Genomic DNA, 17,048 nt, shown 5'->3' with positions numbered 1-17,048 from the left:
TTCAGGTCCGCTGCGGGGCCGGATTGACTGGACAGGCCATCCACCGACGACCGAAGCCGGGCCGTCCCGCGAGGCGGGACGGGACGCGGGGACGCGTGGCGTCACGATGCGTGCGAGCCGGTGGACCACCCCTCGGCCGCATTCTGCGGCCGTACCGACCAGAGCCATCAACTCGAAGCAGCCAAAGGAAATTGACGGTGCGTATCTTTGTTACAGGCGCGACGGGATACATCGGATCCGCGGTCGTGCGCGAACTCCTCGATGCCGGACACGAGGTTGTCGGGCTTGCCCGTTCGGACCGGGCTGCGACGGCCTTGGCGGCTGTCGGGGCCGCAGTGCACCGCGGGGACCTCGACGGCGTCGACAGTCTGCGCCGCGGTGCCGCCGCGGCGGAGGGCGTCATCCATCTCGCCTTCAGCCACGACTTCTCGGACTATGCCGGCGCCGGCCGACTGGACCTGCGTGCCGTCGACACGCTCGGGGCGGCGCTCGAGGGTACGGACAAGCCCCTGGTGGTCACGTCGGGCACCTTGATGCTCACGATGATCGCGCCGGGACGCCTGGGGACCGAGGAGATCGCACCCGCCCCGGGGTCAGTGCTGCCCCGGGTCGCATCGGAGAGCGCGGCTGTGGCGCTGGCCGAGCGTGGGGTGCGCGCGTCGATCGTGCGGCTTGCGCCGTCCGTGCACGGTGAAGGCGACAAGGGCTTCGTCCCGCGCCTGATCGACATCGCCCGCGCCAAGGGCGTGTCGGCCTTCGTCGGCGACGGATCGAACCGCTGGCCCGCCGTGCACCGCCTCGACGCGGCGCGCCTGTACCGGCTGGCGGTGGAAGCCGCCCCGGCCGGCGCGATACTCCACGGAGCCGGCGAGGAGGGCGTGCCCTTCCGCGACATCGCCGAAGCCATCGGCCGTCGACTGGAGCTACCGGTCGTCAGCATCACCGCCGGGGAGGCGGGCGAACATTTCGGCTTCCTCTCCGCCCTCGTGTCGCTCGACAACCCGACCTCAAGCGCCCTGACCCGCAAGCAACTCGGATGGCATCCCGCTCACCCGGCACTCATCCCGGACCTCGACAACGGCCACTACTTCAACGACTAGCAGGACGAGAGCTTCCCCATGAAGTCGATTCCCATCCCGCTGGCCGGCGTGGCCTCGGCCGGCGCCGTGCTGCTGGGCACAGTGCTGCCGGCGCCCGTTCCTGCGTCGGTGGTAACCCGCATGGCCGGTCCGCCCTCCATGAACATGGCCACCGTGTCGAATCCGGACCCGAGGTTGATCACTGGCGGCAGGGCGCTCGTGCGGATCACCGCGACCGGCGACGGCCCGGTGCGGGTGAGGGAGAACGGACGAGAGGTCGGCGGGTTCGTGCGCCAGCCGGACGGTTCACTGCTCGGATCGGTCACCGGCCTGCGGCCGGGCGCCAACCACATCACGGCCACGTCCCGAGGGCGGGCTGCCGAGCTGACCGTGGTCAACCACGCTGCGTCCGGCCCGGTCCTCTCCGGGCCGCGGCAGCGGCCCTTCTACTGCGAAACGACAGCGTTCGGCCTTGCCCCTGCCGTCCAGCCGCTGTGCTCCACACCCACCGTGGTCAGCTACCGGTACCGCACCTCCGGCGGTACGTTCGCCCCGCTGGCCCACCCTGCCGACCGCCCTGCCGACCTGGCCACCGCGACGGTCGACGGGCGTGCGGTGCCGTACATCGTCCGGGTGGAGAGCGGCACCATCGACCGCGCCGTCTACCAGACCGCCGCGCTCTACGACGGTACCGATCCCTCACCGTTGCGCCGGGACACGAGCTGGAACGACCGGCTGGTCTACACGTTCGGCGGCGGCTGCAACGGCGGCCACCACCAGGGCAACAGTACCGGTGGGGTGCTCGACGACCTGTTCCTGTCCCAGGGCTACGCGGTCGCCTCGTCCAGCCTCAACGTGCTCGACCACAACTGCAGCACCATCGTTTCCGCTGAAGCGGCGATGATGGTCAAGGAACACTTCATCGACACCTACGGCCCCGTGGCCCACACCATCGGCTGGGGCGGGTCCGGCGGGGCCATGCAGCAGTACGACATCGCCGACGCCTACCCCGGCATCCTGGACGGCATCGTCCCCGGGTACTCCCTCCCCGATCCGCTCACCGTGATGAAGGACGTGTCCGACTGCCGTCTGCTCGACCGGTTCTTCGCCAGGGCCGGCTCGTCGTTCACCACCGCACAGCGGCAGGCGGTGGCGGGCTTCCCCGACTACGACACCTGTGTGTCCGCCGATGACTATTTCGCCAACCGGATCACCGCCGCAGACAGCTGCAACAAGGAGATCATCGCGAACGACAGCACCATCCCACCTGCGGCCATCTGGAATCCGGTGACCAACCCGAACGGCGTGAAGTGCAGTGCCGTGGAGTCGTACGCGAACCAGTTCGGCCGTGACCCGGTCACCGGTTTCGTGCGCCGCACACTGGACAACGTGGGCATGCAGTACGGTCTCGCGGCACTGAAGCGCGGACAGATCAGCCCGGCTCAGTTCGTCGCCCTCAACGGCGGAATCGGCGGCTACGACGCGACCGGCACGCCCGTGACGCAGCGCAACCAGGCGGACCCGCGGGCGCTGGAGGCGGCCTATCGTGACGACATCGTCGACAGCGCGGGACTGGGGCTGCGCACCACACCGATCATCGACGGGCGAGTCGGCATGGACAACAGCGGTCCCCTGTGGGACTTCCACACGACTCAGTGGTCGTTCGTCATGCGGGCCCGTCTGACGCAGGCCAACGGCACCGCCGCCAACCAGGTGATCATCGAGAACCAGAACACTCCGAAACAGGTGGCCGCCGCGAGCAGCTATGAACTGGCCGCCATGGACCACTGGTTGACGAACGTCGAAGCCGACCGCTCCACACGCAGCCGGCAGACCAAAGTGATCACGGACAAGCCGGCCGGCCTCGCCGACGGCTGCTACCTGTCCGCCACCAGCCGCATCCAGCAACCACTGACCGACCCGGCGAGCGGGCCGTGCGCGGCCACCTACCCGGTGGGATCGGACCCACGGCTGCAAGCCGGCGAGCCGCAGGCCGAGAACGTTCTCAGCTGTGCGCTGCGACCGCTGAACTTCGCCGACTACCCGGTGACGTTCACCTACGCCGAGCAGAACCAACTGCGCCAGGCTTTCCCGACCGGCGTGTGCGACTACACCCGTCCCGGTGCCGGCCAGAACCGCAAGGCGGTCCCGTGGCTCAACTACGCGCATCACCGCTTGGGTTGACCTCCTGAGGGCTGGCGTCCGGATCGACCAGCGTCCTGGACCACAATGACCGTCCAGCCGATGGTTCGGGACGAAGAGGTCGCCCTGCCACGGCCGTGCCAGAAGCAGGCGGTCAGCAGCGGTCAACAAGGGTGGCTAGCGGGTGCATCCACGCCCGCTAGTGCCGCGTCAGGCAACGTTCGCCCTGTAGATCGCGGCGCGTGCTGACTGTTCTCCGCACGCGCCGGGCCGTGTGCCCGTACGCGCCGAGTTACGCGCTCAGTTGTGTGCGAATGAGGGTGTCGAGTCGCTGCCATGCTGGCGAGGAGGCGTTCACCGTGTCCTGAATGAGGGCGGGGATCGCGGATGTTGCATCCAGCTCGGGCAGTTCGTTGGGTCCGTAGCGGTCTCGGATCGCCTTGGCGATCCGGCGGGCGAGGTTGTCGATGCGGGGATCGTCGGCGTTGAGGTCGTGCGCGTGGTCGTAGTCGAGGAAGAGCTGCCGTAGCGCCGGATCAGCCAGGGTCTCGGCTTGATCGTGAAAGAGGGTGATCGCGCGGTCGGGATGGGTGGCGAATACGAGGATCCACAGGTCGCGTTGCAGGTCCAGCCATCGAGATGTGAATCCCCAGCGGGCCAGGTGCTGCAGGTGGGCACTGACCTCGGTAGGCAGTGGCGCCAGATGCCCGGCGGCGAGTTCTCGCAGGCGTCCCTGCGTTGCCCGCAGGTCATGGATGCGGGTGGTGAGGTTGTCGTCGATCTCGCGCAGCGCCTGCTGGAACTCCTCGTCGGTCGCTGATCTCAGGTCTTTGATACGGGAGAGGGGGACGCCGGCTTCGGCGAGGGTGCGGATCTTGATCAGGTCGATGGCGTCTTTCGCGTCGTATCTCCGGTAGCCAGACGCATCGCGGTCGGGTTCGGGGAATAGCCCCTTGTCGTGGTAGACGCGGATGGTCTTGGTCGACACACCGATGTACCTGGCCAGCTGTCCGATGGTGATCACCTGGCCATGGTCCCACTTGACCTTTCCCCAAGGGCAAGGTTGCACCATGACGTCATGGCGAACGTGAATGTTGATCGGGAGACCCTGCGCGAGCTGGCCGATGAGGGCAACGAGACCGCTTTGGATCGGCTGGCTGATCTCGCCGATACAGCAGGCGACGTGGTGGAGCTGAGCGAGCTGTTGGACGAGGGATGCATGCACGCCGGGTTCCTGCTCACTCAGCGCGCGGTGGCGACCGGCGACCTGCGCGAGCTGCAACGGATCTCCGACGCCGGGTACGACGAGGCCGGGAACGAACTGGAGCGACTACTGAAGGCGTCGGCCGACGAGCCGAGGGATTGAGAATCCGACCGGTCGCTGTGGCGGCGCCATCGTCGAATCCGCCTCATGGCCGACGTGCTGGGGCCAGAGTGTTCGGCATGGCCGAGCTGGTGCGTGCGCGCGAGATAGACGATGAGGAGGGTCGGCGGCTGCTGCGGATTGTCCGACGTGGCACCGGCTCGGTGGTCACCTGGCGGCGGGCTCAAATGGTGCTGCTGTCCGCACAGGGCATGGTGGTGGCGAAGATCGCCGAGGTGTCGTTCACCAGCGGTGACCGGGTCCGGGACGTAATCCACAACTTCAACGCCGATGGCTTCGAGTCGCTGTATCCGAAGTACAAGGGAGGCCGCCCCAAGACGTTCACGCTGCCCGAGCGGCGCGAGATCAAGAAGATCGCGAAGTCGAAACCGACCGAACACGACCTGCCCTTTTCCACCTGGAGCCTGACCAAGCTGGCGGACTTCCTGCTGGCCGAGGGGCTGGTCGACGACATCAGCCACGAGGGCCTGCGCATCCTGCTCCGCGAGGAAGGTGTCTCCTTTCAACGACTGAAGACCTGGAAGACCTTCCGCGACCCCGATTACGCGGCCAAGAAGGCCCGCGTGGAACACCTCTACGCGATCGCCGACGACGAGGTCATACCCGAGGACGGCGAACCTGAAGTCGTCTTATGTCTCGACGAGTTCGGGCCGCTCAACCTCCAGCCCCATCCTGGGCGGCAATGGGCCGAGCGCGGCGGACGGCACAAGGACCCCGACCGCGAACCCCGGCCCCGCCGGCGGGCGACCTACACCCGCCCGCACGGGGTCAGGCACCTGTTCGCCGCCTATGACCTGGGCCAGGACAAGCTCTACGGCCACATCAAGGCGAGAAAGCACCGCACGAGGTTCCTGGAGTTCTGCCGCTACCTGCGCAGCCTCTACCCGCCCGAGGTCCGGATCGCGATCGTGCTGGACAACTTCTCCCCGCACCTGACCACGAAGAAGGACACCCGGGTCGGCGACTGGGCCGCGGTCAACAACGTCGAGTTCGCCTACACGCCGACCAACAGCTCCTGGCTGAACCGCATCGAGGGCCAGTTCACCGCCCTGCGCTACTTCGCGCTGGATGGCAGCGACCACGCCAGCCACAAGGAGCAGGGCAGCATGATCCGCCGCTATATCATCTGGCGGAACAAGCACGCCGCCGACGAACGCCTCCGCGCCGTCGTAAACAGGGCGAACGTTGCCTGATGCGGCACTAGCTAGTGCTGTAACCGCATAGGTTCACCGGGTTGGCGGTCGTGGCGGTTGGATGTGGGGCGACGTCCGATCCGATGGCTGGAGGCCCGGTGGCCGAGCCCGTCCGTGTGCGCAGACTGACCGACCAGGAGGGGCAGAAGCTGCGGCAGATCATGCGCAGGGGCAGCACGAGTTCGGTGCGCTACCGGCGCGCGATGATGCTGCTCGCCTCGGCGGGCGGGAACCGGGTGCCGGTGATCGCCCAGCTGGTCCAGGCCGACGAGGACACCGTGCGCGATGTGATCCGCCGCTTCAACGAGATCGGCCTGGCCTGCCTGGACCCTCAGTGGGCGGAAGGCCGTCCCCGCCTACTCAGTCGTGAGGACGAGGACTTCGTCATCCGGACGGCCACCACTCGCCCCACCAGGCTCGGCCAACCCTTCACCCGCTGGTCGATCCGCAAACTCGCCGCCTACCTGCGGAAAGTGCACGGCCGGGACATCCGCATCGGCGGTGAAGCCTTACGGTGCCTGCTTCGGCGCCGCGGCATCACCTTCCAGCGCACCAACACATGGAAGGAGTCGCCCGACCCTGATCGCGACGCCAGGCTCGACCGGATTGAGCAGGTTCTGGACCGCTTCCCGGACCGGGTCTTCGCCTTCGACGAGTTCGGGCCCCTGGGGATCCGGCCCACCGCGGGCTCCTGCTGGACGAAGCAGGGCAAGCCGAACCGGCTGCCGGCGACCTACCGCCGCACTCACGGCGTCACCTACTTCCACGGCTGCTACTCCGTGGGCGACGACCGCCTGTGGGGCGTCAACCGACGTCGCAAGGGCACCGCCAACACCCTGGCCGCGCTGAAGTCGATCCGCGCCGCCCGACCCGACGGCGCCCCGATCTACATCATCCTGGACAACCTCTCCGCCCACACCGGCGCGGACATCCGCCGCTGGGCGAAGAAGAACAAGGTCGAGCTGTGCTTCACCCCGACCTACGCTTCCTGGGCCAATCCGATCGAGGCCCACTTCGGCCCGCTGCGGCAGTTCACCCTCGCCAACTCCCACCACCGCAGCCACCCCGCGCAAACCCAGGCACTGCACCGCTACCTGCGCTGGGCAATACCAACGCCCGCCACCCCGACGTACTCACCGCCCAACGCAAGGAACGCGCCCGCGTCCGCAGCGAGAAGGGCATCCGCTGGGGCGGACGCCCCTCAACACCGCAGCCTGACCAACCGCGAACCGCAGCCCCCGAGCGCCGAAGGGGGCAAGTTCAGGAGAAGGACAGCGACAGAAGGATGACTCAGGAGGCGGACGGTTCGATCTCCCCCGCAAAGACGATGACCTGGTCGATGAGGCTCCGCCGCAGATGGACGACGTCCGTTCCCGCCAGGCGGGGACCTCCATCCGGCGTGGCAAAGACCCACTGGTACCGGGCCCACTCGTCAGGCATGTCCACCGCCGAGCAGCGCACCATCGTGCCGGTCCCCGCCGGGTGGCGCCGGATGTCCAGCACGAACCGCTCGACCGCCGCGATTCCTTCGCTGCGACCCAACGGCCCCCAGAAGACCACGTCTGAGGTCAGAGCCTGGGAGAGCAGGGCAGTCACATAGCTGTCGTCCGAGGCGTTGAACGCGGAGATGAACGTGTCGATCGCGGAGCGTGCAATCTCTTCCTGCATGCCCTAGTAATACCAGTCGTTGCGCGTGCGCTCGTCCCGCGAGCCGCCTTCCGATCAGGGTGAACCATCCCGGTCACAGCACTAGGTGTCGAGGAACTCGGGGATGAAGATGTCGCGGGTGGTCAGCAGGCGCTTGGAGAGGCCCTGCTCGTGGTGGTAGCGCAGGAAGGTGTCGACCGCCTTGCGGTTCGCGCGCATGCCGTAGGGCCACCAGTCCTCGCCGAGCAGGCTGCGGTTGTGTTCGAACAGGCTGCTGAACCAGGGGGTCACCAGGCTCATGTGCTGCTTCGCGGAGTCCTCGATGTATTTGCGTTCGGCCAGGTCCTTGGCCTTGACGAAGGCGCGGTAGACCGAACGCAGATCCTCGGAACGGTGCACCAGGTCCTTGCGGACCGCGACGATGTGCATCGGGGGGAAGATCCCGGTGCGCCGGTAGTAGTCGCGCTCGACGCTCTCATAGTCGGGGAAGAGCCGGACGATCTTCGTCGATCCCCGCAACATGGCCTGGGGCACGTCGACCGAGATGAGCGCGTCGATCTCTCCGGACTCGAGCATCGCGCCCAGGGTCTGGCCGTGGTCGGCGTGCCGCACGTGCACGCCGTCCGGCACTGGCTGCGGGAGCCAGTCGAATGCGGGGATGGGATGGTTGGTGCCGCCGATGACCCAGCGGCACTGGTCGACGGTCACGCCGTACTCGTCCGACAGGATGCCCTTGGGCCAGACGCCGGCGTCGTGTCCGAAGAGCGCGAACTCGCCGAGTGTCTTGCCGGCGAGGTCCTGGGGCTTCTCGATTCCCGACTCGGTGTTCACGAAGATGGCGGAGTGCCGGAAGTTGCGGTTCGGGAAGATCGGCAGCGCCAGGAATGGGGCGTCGTCCAGGTCGAAGGTGCGCAGGAAGTAGGTCAGGCCGAGTTCCGCTATGTCGTAGCGGCCTTCGAGCATGTGCCGGAAGAGGTCCGACACTAGGGGCTCCGTCTCAAGGGTGGCGTTCACGCCGTCGATCTTCACGCGGCCGTCGAAGAGCGCCTCGGTGTGCTCGTACCGGTAGGTGCCGATGGTCAGCTCGATGCTCATCAAGATCCCCGCTTCCGTGAATGGTCTTTCATTTTTACGATGGGTCCGATATGGTTCCATGTCAAGATGAAGGATCATTCACTTTGAGGGGCAGGGCATGCCGCGCATCACGCCCGAGCGTCGGGAAGCCAAGCGAGCGCAGATCGTGGCGGCAGCGCGCCGGTGTTTCGCGCGGGGCGGCTTCCACCAGACCTCGATGCCGGACATCGCCGCCGCAGCCGGTGTTTCTGCGGGTGCCCCCTATCGCTACTTCGCGAGCAAGGAGGAGATCATCCTGGCCATCGCCGCGGACGCCTTCCGGCTGATCTTCGAGCCGATGGAGCGGGTGGCTGTGGCCGCTGACGCCCCTTCCCTGGGCGACCTGGTCGCCGCTTCCCTTCAGGCACTGAGTGCCGAGACCGTCACGGACGCCGCAGGGCAGGTGGTGCCGGTCGAGGAACTGCTGCAGTGCGTCGTGCAGACCTGGTCGGAACTACTGCGCAACGACGGCCTGCACGCCCGCGCCTTGGAGGGCTTCGAAAGGGTCCGTCGCAGCATCGCCGACGCCCTGCGCCGCGGACAAGCGGCGGGCGCTGTCCAAACCGTGGAGCCGGAGAGCGGCGCACGGGTACTGATCGGTCTGCTGCACGGATTCCTGCTCCAGCGTGTCGCCTTCGGCTTGACCGACACGGCGGGATTCAACGACGCCGTCCGGGGGTTGCTCGACGGAGCCGAGCGCCCAGACAACGCTGCGCGGTGAGCGTTCCCCAGCTCAAGCTGCAAATCCGCTGCACATGAGGATGCGGCACCCCCGCATCCGCCGGCGCCATGATGGCCCACTCCGCGGTGGTGTTCCGCTGACAGGCCACGGACGGCGGCGGGGGAGTGGCGCCCAGGCTGGGTTTGGGCCTGTGTGGGCCAAGGTCAGCACCAATGTCGGTCCACGACTGTCGCCCCGCGTCCGGCAGGCTCGCAAGGCGCGGTATCCGGACGGCAAAGCACTCATGTCGCCAGCAGGTCCGCGAATGGCGTATTCACCGACGCATCAGACGAACTCATCGAGCTCGCCGACTGGATCAATCCGATCGTGTCGGGCTGGATGACGTACTACGGCCGGTTCTACCGGTCGCAGTTGTATCCCTTCCTGCGACGCATCAACACCTACCTGATGCGATGGGCGCGGAAGAAGTACAAACGGCTGCGGGGCTATACACGCTTCCGTGCGTGGTGGACCGGACTCGTCCAACGAGCCCCGGGACTCTTCAAGCACTGGGCGTGGGACCGCGAGTTCGTGTGGACTCGATGAGCAGAGCGGAGTGACGGGAGACTGTCACGCTCCGTTCTGTGGGAGCCCGGGGGTGAGATTCCCCCGGGCCCCCCGACCCTCCGTGCGCTTGGGGCTGCGGGTAGCTCTCCGTAGGGTGCGGTTTCTGATCACGCGGAAGGGGAGAGCTGTTCGCGCACCCATTCGGGGTCGGGGTTGGTGTGTGGCTGGCCCGCCACGATGACGGTTGGCACGGTCTCGTTGCCGTCGTTGGCTGCTCTTACCGCTGCGGCTCCTGCCGGGTCGCGCCAGATGTTGACCCAGTGCAACTGGCGGGCGCTGCGGCCCAGCCGGATGCGCAGTCGGATGCAGTACTTGCAGCCCGGCCGCCAGAAGACGACCGGTCGGCCGTCGACCGTGCTGCGGCGTTGTGCCTCCTGCGCGCCGATCGACCTCGGGAAGATCAGGGGTGAGTTCACGCCGGCGAGCGCCAGGAACGCCAGCAGGAGTGCTGTGGCTGTGTCGGGGCTCCCCTGGAAGATCTGCCCGGCCGCGACGGCTGAGCCGCTGAGCACAAGCAGTATGGGCAGGATCCAAGCACGCATCATGGTGACGCAGGCTATCGATGAGTCGAATTGCTCCTCGAACTAGGTCGTTCACCTGGGTGTTCGCCGCATGCTGAGGCGGCCTTCGTCTGATCATGTGCTCCGACCAAGGATGCACGTGACCACGACGAAGGCCGTGAAAGTGAGTCTGCTGCCTGACCATGCTCCGGGGGAAGCGCTCGCGAAAGCGTCACGCTTCCGGGAGGACTTATTCGACTGTCTGACCCGCGCGGGGACGAACTGTTCGACCTCACCGACGCGCTGTTGTGCGCGGACGGACCGGTGACGGCCCCGGTCGACCTGACGCTGGTGGCCGAGCACCGGCGCGGGCACGGCGCGATGTACGACGCGCTGAACAACGGGACCATCGACGTGCCCCGGCTGCGGCAGGTACTGGCGGGCCTGCCCATGCCGCAGGCCGCCGACGGACGCCTGGTCCTCGCGGTCGACGTGAGCAGCTGGCTCCGCCCGGACGCGCCGACCAGCGCGGAGCGTCTGTTCTGCCATGTCTACGGCCGCAGCGGACGGTCCTCGGACCAGTTCAGTCCCGGCTGGCCGTACTCGTTCGTCGCCGCGCTGGAGTCGAGCCGGACGTCCTGGTGCCAGCTCCTGGACGCCGTGCGTCTCGGTCCGGACGACGACGTCGCGGAGGTCACCGCAGCTCAGGTCCGCCGGGTGGTCACCGACCTGATAGAGATGGGCCGCTGGCACGCGGGCGACCGCGACATCCTCATCGTCTTCGATGCCGGCTACGACGCCCCGCGCATGGCCCACCTCCTCGACGGCCTCCCGGTCGAGGTACTGGGACGGATGCGCTCCGAGCGCGTCATGCGACGGCCGACGCCCTCGCTCAAGGAGTACGCCCTGGCTTACCCCCAGGGCGGGCGACCGCCGAAGCACGGCAAGGAGTTCCGCTTCGCCAGGCCGGAGACCTGGGGCGAGCCCGACGCGGCAACCGTGCAGGTCACCGACCGATACGGCACCGCCCGCGCGATGGCCTGGGACCGCATCCACCCCCGGCTGACCACCCGCTCCGCCTGGATCGACCACACCGGCGAACTCCCCATCGTCGAAGAAACGTTGATCCGCCTCCAGGTCGACCGCCTGCCCGGCGGAAGCGACCCGCTGCCCCTCTGGCTGTGGTCCTCAAAGACCGGGATGACGACCATCGACGTCGACATCCGCTGGCAGGTGTTCCTAAGGCGCTTCGACCTGGAACACACCTTCCGGCTCATGAAGCAGACCCTGGGCTGGAGCTCCGCACCCCTGAGGCTGGTGAACGCTGGACCTGGATCGTCATCGCCGCCCACACCCAGCTCCGCCTCCTCCGCGAGGCAGCGGCCGATCTGCGAGGGCCGTGGGAGAAGCCGGCCGAGCCCGGCCGACTCACTCCGGCCCGAGCCCGCCGGGGGTTCAGGAACCTCCGTCCCCACCTACTCTGTCCGGCCCATGCACCCAAACCCTCAACACCCGGCCCTGGAAGGCCAGTTGGCTCGAAGAAGCGGCGACCGGCCACCCGCTACGACGTGGGCAGGACCGTGAAACGACCCGAGAGCATCACCGAACGAAACCGACTCGGACCATAAAGAACAAGCTTACCGTCGGCGCTACGGTCGCCGCCCGAAGGCGGCTGACGAGGCGGGCCTGCGCGCCGCTGAGGCTTTGCTCGGAAGTCTCCTGGATCAGCTGGACGCTCTTCAGCGATAGGTGGCGGCGTGGCGATCCCGCTGCGTCGACGGTGGCTTCTCCCGCCCCTGAGCCGTCGCCCGGCGCCTCCGGTGTCAACGCCCCGGCTTCCGCCGCCAGCTCCGCAGTGCCGGAGCCTGACCGAGCGCCCGGTCCGTCACCTGGTGGGCGTGGTGACAGCTCACCGTAGTCGGGCTGCTGGGCGTGACCCTGTTCAACACCCTTATCTACATCGCGGGGCGCACCACCTCGGCCACCAACCTGGCCCTCATCGCGGCGGCCTCCCCGGTGGGCATCGCGCTGTTCGCACGCCTCGGCGGTGAACGCCCGTCCCGGAACCGCGTCCTCGGCATGCTGCTCGCCCTGGTGGGCGTGGTGGCGCTGGTGGCCAAGGGCAGCCTCGCGGTGCTGCTGCACCTGGACTTCGCGTTCGGCGACCTCTGGATGGTCGCTGCCATGCTGACCTTCGCCGGTTACTCCGCCCTGCTCAAGCGCAAGCCGAAGGAGATTCCGGCGGTGGTGTTCCTGGCCGCGACGGTGCTGTTCGGCCTGGTCATGCTCGCTCCCGCGCAGGCGGTGTCGCTCACGGTGCAGGGCGGGTTCACCCCCACCTCAGGCAGTCTGTCCGCGCTGGCGTACATCGGCGTCGCCTCCTCCGCGCTGGCCTTCTTCGTGTGGAACAAGGCCGTCGAGATGATCGGCGCCACCCGCGCCGGAGTCATCTACTACCTCCAGCCCGTCTGCGTCGCCGTGCTCGCCTCCCTGAGCATCGGTGAGACCGCGACCCCCGCCCAGTTCGCCTGTATGGGCCTGGTCATCGCCGGCGTCGCCCTCTCCTGGCCAAGCGCTGATCCGCCCCGTCCCTTCGCTCGACCGAGCCGTCGCACAAGCAACCCCACACTGGAGAAGACCTTGTCCACCCTGTACTCCTTCCCCCAGATCAACAGCCGGCGCCTGCTGAAGGACATCAACCGCCTCGCCCAGATCGGTGCCGGAGCCGACGGCGCGATCTACCGGATCGCCGGGAACGACGCCGACATGGCGGCCCGCGACTGGATCGACAAGACCATGCGGGTCACCGGCCTGCACTCCTATTACGACTCGGTGGGCAACGTGTTCTCCCGCCGCCTGAACACCTCCGGCCCCTGGCTGCTGATCGGCTCGCACTCGGACACCGTCCCCGCAGCCGGCCACCTCGACGGCGCCTACGGCGTGATCGCGGCCATGGAGGTGCTGCGCACCCTGCACGAGCACGACCATCCCATGGCGGACCACGTCGAGACCGTCGCCTGGTTCGACGAGGAGGGTGTCATGGAGGGCAGCAAGGGCGGGCTGACCGGGTCCACCGCCCTCACCCGGGACCCGCACGCCGACGACCTGTTCGCCTATGTCGAGCTCCATGTCGAGCAGGGCCCCCGGATGGAAGGGCCGGGCTCGACCTGGCACCGGTCACCGGCATCGTCGGCGTGCGCCGCTACACCCTCACCGCCATCGGTCAGGCCAACCACGCCGGTACCACCCCCTTCGAGCTTCGGCAGGACGCCGGCCGGGTGGCGACCCGTGCCGCGGCCGAGCTGAGGCGGATCTGCCAGGAGGCCGCCCCGGCGTCGATCGGCAATGCCGGCGTCATCTCCTTCCAGCTGGCCGCCGCCAACGTCGTACCCGGCACCGCCCGGGTGGAGCTGGAGGTCCGTGCGGGGACGGAGGTGCTGGACTCGATCGAGCGCTCGCTGGAGGACTTCGTGGCGAAGGTGGCCGCCGAGGAAGCGTGCGACGCAGTGGTGGAGCGTACGAGCGCCAAGCCGGCGGCCCTGTTCGACGAGCGGGTCTACGGCGTGGTGGAGGACGTGTGCCGGCAGCACACCGACCGGTGCAGGCCGCCGCTGTCGTACGCCGGGCACGACGCCTCGGTGATCTCCACCCGGCTGCCCACCGCGATGCTCTTCGTGCCGTCCACCGGAGGCTTCTCCCACTCCAACCGCGAGCACACCGCCGACGAGCATCTGGTCCTCGGCGCGCAGGCTCTCCTGGACACGGTCGTCCGCACGGGCGAGGCGATGCTGCCCCGGCTGCTGTCCGAAGAGCTGCTCGCCGCCTGACCGGGAGCCGCACCGCCCGCGGAATTCCCCGCGTAGTAGCCGGCCGCCATCTGCACCGCATGCTTCCACGGCGCGGCCGCGAACACGGGAGGGTAAGCGACCTGCTGCACCCAGGAGGCGGGGTCGTCGACCCGTGCGGCCACCGCGCCGGTGCGGCTCTCGGCCGGGTCGCCGCCCAGGCAACCGCCCTGCCAGGACAGGCTGCTGACACCCACGACCGCTCCGGCCGGTGTTGAGCACCCCACCGCCGGTGTCCCCTTTGCAGATCGCCGCACCGTCCGACTTCGCGGCAAGATCGAGCGTGGTGCCGGCGCTGTCCTGGACGGTGAAGGCGGCCGCGTGGACCTGGTCGGGCACCCACTCCTCGTGCGTGCGTCCCAGCCCCGCGGCCTGGACCTCGTCCCCGACGGCAGGCGCGGCCGTCGCTACCGGGACGGGGGTGACACCGGTGACGGGCTTGGCCAGTTGAGCCATCACCAGGTCCCGGTCGGAGCGCGGCACCAGGTTCACCACCTGCTGGGCGCTGCCACCGACGGTGGCGGTCGTCTTGAGCTTGGGCGCGCCGGAGGCGAGGGCGCCGCCCGGAGTGTCGGTGAAGCAGCTCGCGGCGGTCAGCAGCCACTGCGCGGCCACCAGGGTGGCCGAACAGCCGCGCTGGCCGCCCACATCCAGGCGTGCGGTGGCGGCCGAGACCGTGGCAGAAGCGGCCGGACCGGACACGGCGGTGGCGGGTGCGGTGGTCACAGCGGCGGCGGCCATGGAGGTGGCGGCGATCAGAGCGCCGGTCCACGCGGTGCGCGGACGAAAGCCAGACATGAAAACAACTTCCTTGCTGTCGTACGAGAGCGGAGAGAGGGCAGGCGGGCGGACCGGGTCAGCCGGTGGCCCGCAGTTCCAGCAGCACCGTCGGCGCACCGCCGGCCGCGCCCTCGCACCCGGACTTCGACCCAGTCAGGACCATGACCGCCGATCACCTCACCGCCGCCGCTGCCGGTATCCGGGTTCTCGACCGGTTCGACCGGCACGACTTCGCCGCCGTCACGCAGGCCGCCACCGACCCCCCCTCCACGTCTACCGGGCCGCCGTCGAACGCCGCCTCTGGCACCGGCTGTCCTCGACCGACCGGGCCGACCTGATCACCGCTCTCGGGGAGGTCCGTTGGCCTGCGGCAGCGAACAGTCCTTCCACGCAATTGCGGCCCGGAACCTGCCGCCACCTGGCCCTCACAGAGACGAGAATCCGGTGTACGAGATTCGCCCAGCCACTGACGACGACGCCAAGGGAATTCACGAACTCCTCCGGGCGCGCGATGACTGGGCTCGCCAGCGTGGCCTGTTATCTCCAGACAGCATCCTCTGCGCGTGCTGATGGGAAACGCCGGCAGCGACATGGCGTTGATGCTGCTCACGGAGGACAAGGCCGTTGTGGGCTGCGGCGTGCTGTACGCCACCACACCGGGGGGGACATGGACCGCCAGCGAGCGCGCCGAGCGGTCGATGAGCCTGGCCATGATGCACACCCATCCCAATCAGCGCGTCGCCCGGCTGACCGGCTTGATGACCCTGTGGGTGTTCGACTACGCCGCCCGGTGCACCAGCCCCGTGCTGCAGTGGGTGCGCTGCTCGGTCCCTGATAACCGGCTAGCTTGCTGGTTCGTGTCGGGAGGTCCGGTCCTTGTGGGTCCGCTGCGGGTGCGGCGACACCCGGCCGAAGCCGCCCGCGGCCCGCGATCTTCGCCGGGACTGCTGCAGTTGAGTGACAGCAAGCGCGGCTCCCCGGAAACGCTCACAATCTGACGAGCCGATTTCTTTCACCTTCTTCTGGGGTTCGATGTGTCACCCAGCAGGCGGTCACCTGCGTGTGCCACCCATGGAGGTCATCGGATGAATCTTCGTGCCTGGGTTGCAGCACCGCTGGCGGGCGCGGCTGTCGCTCTCGTGTCTGCGTCGACGTGCGCCGCTGCGCAGGCGCCTGCACGGCACGCGGCCGCCTTCCGGCGGCTTCATGAAGATGAAGACGACGGGCCCCACGGCCCCTGGCGTCCTGATGTCGGCCCACGCGGTGGGCTGACTCGCCTGAGGTGTCACCAGCCTCGTCCAGGCGCTCAGGAGCTCATCGCTCCGTCCACCACCAGGTCGTGCCCCGCCACGTACCCGGCCTGGGGGGAGGCGAGCCACAGCACCGTCCGGGCGATCTGCTGGGTGGAGCCCACCATTGCGGCGGGACTCTCCGCGGCCATCCGCCTGCGCCGGTCCTCCTGGCTTTCGCCCGGGCGGGACGCCCACATGGGGGTGTCCACGGGGCCGGGCGAGATCGCGTTGATCCGTATGCCCTCCGCGATGAACTCCCGCGCCGTCGCCCGGGTGAGCGACAGGACGCCGGCTTTGGAGGCGGAGTAGGCCGCCAGCGCCGGGACCGTCATGTGGGCCGCGTTCGAGGCATTGTTGACGATGACGCCCCCGCCGTTGTGTCGCATCTGGTTGATTTCGTGCTTCATCAGCAGGAACGTGCCGGTGAGGTTGGTCGACATGATCTCCTCCCAGTCCGCGCGGGAGAACTCGGCGAGAGAACCGACCAGTGAGACGCCCGCGTTGTTGAAGGCAACGTCCAGTGCCCCGTAGACGGACACGGTCCTGCGGACGAGGTGACTGACATCGTCCTCGGATCGCACGTCGCAGGGCACGGCGAGGGCCTCGCCGCCGTCCTCACGGACCGCCGCCACGGCCTGGTCGAGCTTCTCACGGTTGCGCCCGGCCATCACCACGGCCGCGCCCTGCCGCGCGAAGGCGAGCGCCGTGGCCCGGCCGATCCCCGAGCCACCACCGGTGACGAGGACGACTTGCCCCTCGAACTGAGTGCCCTTCTCCATGTCCCG

At 68.4% G+C, this 17,048-nt stretch carries 15 protein-coding genes and 4 pseudogenes; 13 read left to right on the top strand and 6 right to left on the bottom strand.

The features are described 5' to 3' along the window. Positions 1-197 precede the first annotated feature (197 nt). Both ABT288_RS03200 and ABT288_RS03195 read left to right on the top strand, forming a co-directional pair. Positions 198-1,100: an SDR family oxidoreductase gene (locus ABT288_RS03200; RefSeq protein ID WP_351602173.1), complete on the top strand. Its 903-nt coding sequence runs from the start codon at positions 198-200 to the stop codon at positions 1,098-1,100. An 18-nt stretch (positions 1,101-1,118) separates the two neighbouring features. Continuing rightward, entirely contained in the window at positions 1,119-3,263 is a 2,145-nt protein-coding gene (locus ABT288_RS03195) for a DUF6351 family protein (RefSeq protein WP_351602170.1), read from the top strand. A gap of 250 nt (positions 3,264-3,513) precedes the next feature. On the opposite strand, the gene ABT288_RS03190 is transcribed toward ABT288_RS03195, so the two are convergent. Further along, positions 3,514-4,245 carry a MerR family transcriptional regulator gene (locus tag ABT288_RS03190; protein ID WP_351602168.1) on the bottom strand — a complete coding sequence of 244 codons (732 nt, stop codon included), beginning with the start codon at positions 4,243-4,245 and terminating at the stop codon, positions 3,514-3,516. A 54-nt stretch (positions 4,246-4,299) separates the two neighbouring features. On the opposite strand from ABT288_RS03190, the gene ABT288_RS03185 reads away from it, so the two are divergent. The 3 genes and pseudogenes from ABT288_RS03185 to ABT288_RS03175 form a co-directional block, all read left to right on the top strand. After that, positions 4,300-4,587 (top strand): hypothetical protein, encoded by a 288-nt coding sequence (locus tag ABT288_RS03185; RefSeq protein ID WP_351602165.1) that lies wholly within the window; start codon positions 4,300-4,302, stop codon positions 4,585-4,587. A gap of 77 nt (positions 4,588-4,664) precedes the next feature. After that, on the top strand, positions 4,665-5,798 hold the full coding sequence (locus ABT288_RS03180; RefSeq protein WP_351602162.1) for an IS630 family transposase: 1,134 nt from the start codon (positions 4,665-4,667) through the stop codon (positions 5,796-5,798). Between the two features lie 98 nt (positions 5,799-5,896). Then, positions 5,897-7,005, top strand: a pseudogene (locus ABT288_RS03175) (IS630 family transposase); the annotation flags it as partial. An 83-nt stretch (positions 7,006-7,088) separates the two neighbouring features. Here the strand turns inward: ABT288_RS03175 and ABT288_RS03170 are convergent. Both ABT288_RS03170 and ABT288_RS03165 read right to left on the bottom strand, forming a co-directional pair. Continuing rightward, the gene (locus ABT288_RS03170) at positions 7,089-7,466 is read right to left on the bottom strand and encodes a nuclear transport factor 2 family protein (protein ID WP_351602343.1); all 378 of its coding nucleotides are present in this window, start codon (positions 7,464-7,466) and stop codon (positions 7,089-7,091) included. Positions 7,467-7,547: 81 nt separating this feature from the next. Continuing rightward, positions 7,548-8,540 (bottom strand): substrate-binding domain-containing protein, encoded by a 993-nt coding sequence (locus ABT288_RS03165; RefSeq protein WP_351602159.1) that lies wholly within the window; start codon positions 8,538-8,540, stop codon positions 7,548-7,550. Between the two features lie 97 nt (positions 8,541-8,637). On the opposite strand from ABT288_RS03165, the gene ABT288_RS03160 reads away from it, so the two are divergent. Continuing rightward, positions 8,638-9,279: a TetR/AcrR family transcriptional regulator gene (locus ABT288_RS03160; RefSeq protein ID WP_351602157.1), complete on the top strand. Its 642-nt coding sequence runs from the start codon at positions 8,638-8,640 to the stop codon at positions 9,277-9,279. 153 nt (positions 9,280-9,432) lie between these two features. Next, positions 9,433-9,825: a group II intron maturase-specific domain-containing protein gene (locus ABT288_RS03155; RefSeq protein WP_351602154.1), complete on the top strand. Its 393-nt coding sequence runs from the start codon at positions 9,433-9,435 to the stop codon at positions 9,823-9,825. A 128-nt stretch (positions 9,826-9,953) separates the two neighbouring features. Here the strand turns inward: ABT288_RS03155 and ABT288_RS03150 are convergent, their stop codons facing one another. Next, the gene (locus ABT288_RS03150; RefSeq protein ID WP_351602152.1) at positions 9,954-10,391 is read right to left on the bottom strand and encodes a glutaredoxin domain-containing protein; all 438 of its coding nucleotides are present in this window, start codon (positions 10,389-10,391) and stop codon (positions 9,954-9,956) included. Positions 10,392-10,500: 109 nt separating this feature from the next. Here ABT288_RS03150 and ABT288_RS03145 point away from each other — a divergent pair. The 4 genes and pseudogenes from ABT288_RS03145 (at position 10,501) to ABT288_RS03135 (ending at position 14,173) form a co-directional block, all read left to right on the top strand. Continuing rightward, positions 10,501-11,974, top strand: a pseudogene (locus ABT288_RS03145) (NF041680 family putative transposase). A 292-nt stretch (positions 11,975-12,266) separates the two neighbouring features. Then, positions 12,267-12,446, top strand: a pseudogene (locus ABT288_RS50075) (EamA family transporter); the annotation flags it as partial. Beyond that, positions 12,426-13,652 carry a M20/M25/M40 family metallo-hydrolase gene (locus ABT288_RS03140; protein WP_502972718.1) on the top strand — a complete coding sequence of 409 codons (1,227 nt, stop codon included), beginning with the start codon at positions 12,426-12,428 and terminating at the stop codon, positions 13,650-13,652. The pseudogene ABT288_RS50075 and the gene ABT288_RS03140, both read left to right, overlap by 21 nt. Beyond that, positions 13,541-14,173: a M20/M25/M40 family metallo-hydrolase gene (locus ABT288_RS03135; protein WP_351602149.1), complete on the top strand. Its 633-nt coding sequence runs from the start codon at positions 13,541-13,543 to the stop codon at positions 14,171-14,173. Before ABT288_RS03140 ends, ABT288_RS03135 begins: the two co-directional genes overlap by 112 nt. A gap of 282 nt (positions 14,174-14,455) precedes the next feature. Here ABT288_RS03135 and ABT288_RS03130 read toward each other — a convergent pair. After that, a pseudogene (locus ABT288_RS03130) lies at positions 14,456-14,932 on the bottom strand (trypsin-like serine protease); the annotation flags it as partial. 200 nt (positions 14,933-15,132) lie between these two features. On the opposite strand from ABT288_RS03130, the gene ABT288_RS03125 reads away from it, so the two are divergent. Both ABT288_RS03125 and ABT288_RS03120 read left to right on the top strand, forming a co-directional pair. After that, positions 15,133-15,309, top strand: a complete 177-nt coding sequence (locus ABT288_RS03125) for a hypothetical protein (RefSeq protein ID WP_351602146.1) — start codon at positions 15,133-15,135, stop codon at positions 15,307-15,309. Between the two features lie 225 nt (positions 15,310-15,534). Further along, a complete protein-coding gene (locus ABT288_RS03120) occupies positions 15,535-15,969 on the top strand; it encodes a hypothetical protein (protein ID WP_351602144.1) in 435 nt (144 codons plus the stop codon). A 308-nt stretch (positions 15,970-16,277) separates the two neighbouring features. On the opposite strand, the gene ABT288_RS03115 is transcribed toward ABT288_RS03120, so the two are convergent. Then, positions 16,278-17,042 carry an SDR family NAD(P)-dependent oxidoreductase gene (locus ABT288_RS03115; RefSeq protein ID WP_351602339.1) on the bottom strand — a complete coding sequence of 255 codons (765 nt, stop codon included), beginning with the start codon at positions 17,040-17,042 and terminating at the stop codon, positions 16,278-16,280. Between the last annotated feature and the right edge of the window lie 6 nt (positions 17,043-17,048).

Source organism: Streptomyces sp. NPDC001093, from assembly GCF_040298985.1.
GTDB lineage: Bacteria > Actinomycetota > Actinomycetes > Streptomycetales > Streptomycetaceae > Streptomyces.
This window is presented reverse-complemented; position numbering and strand designations above follow the sequence as displayed.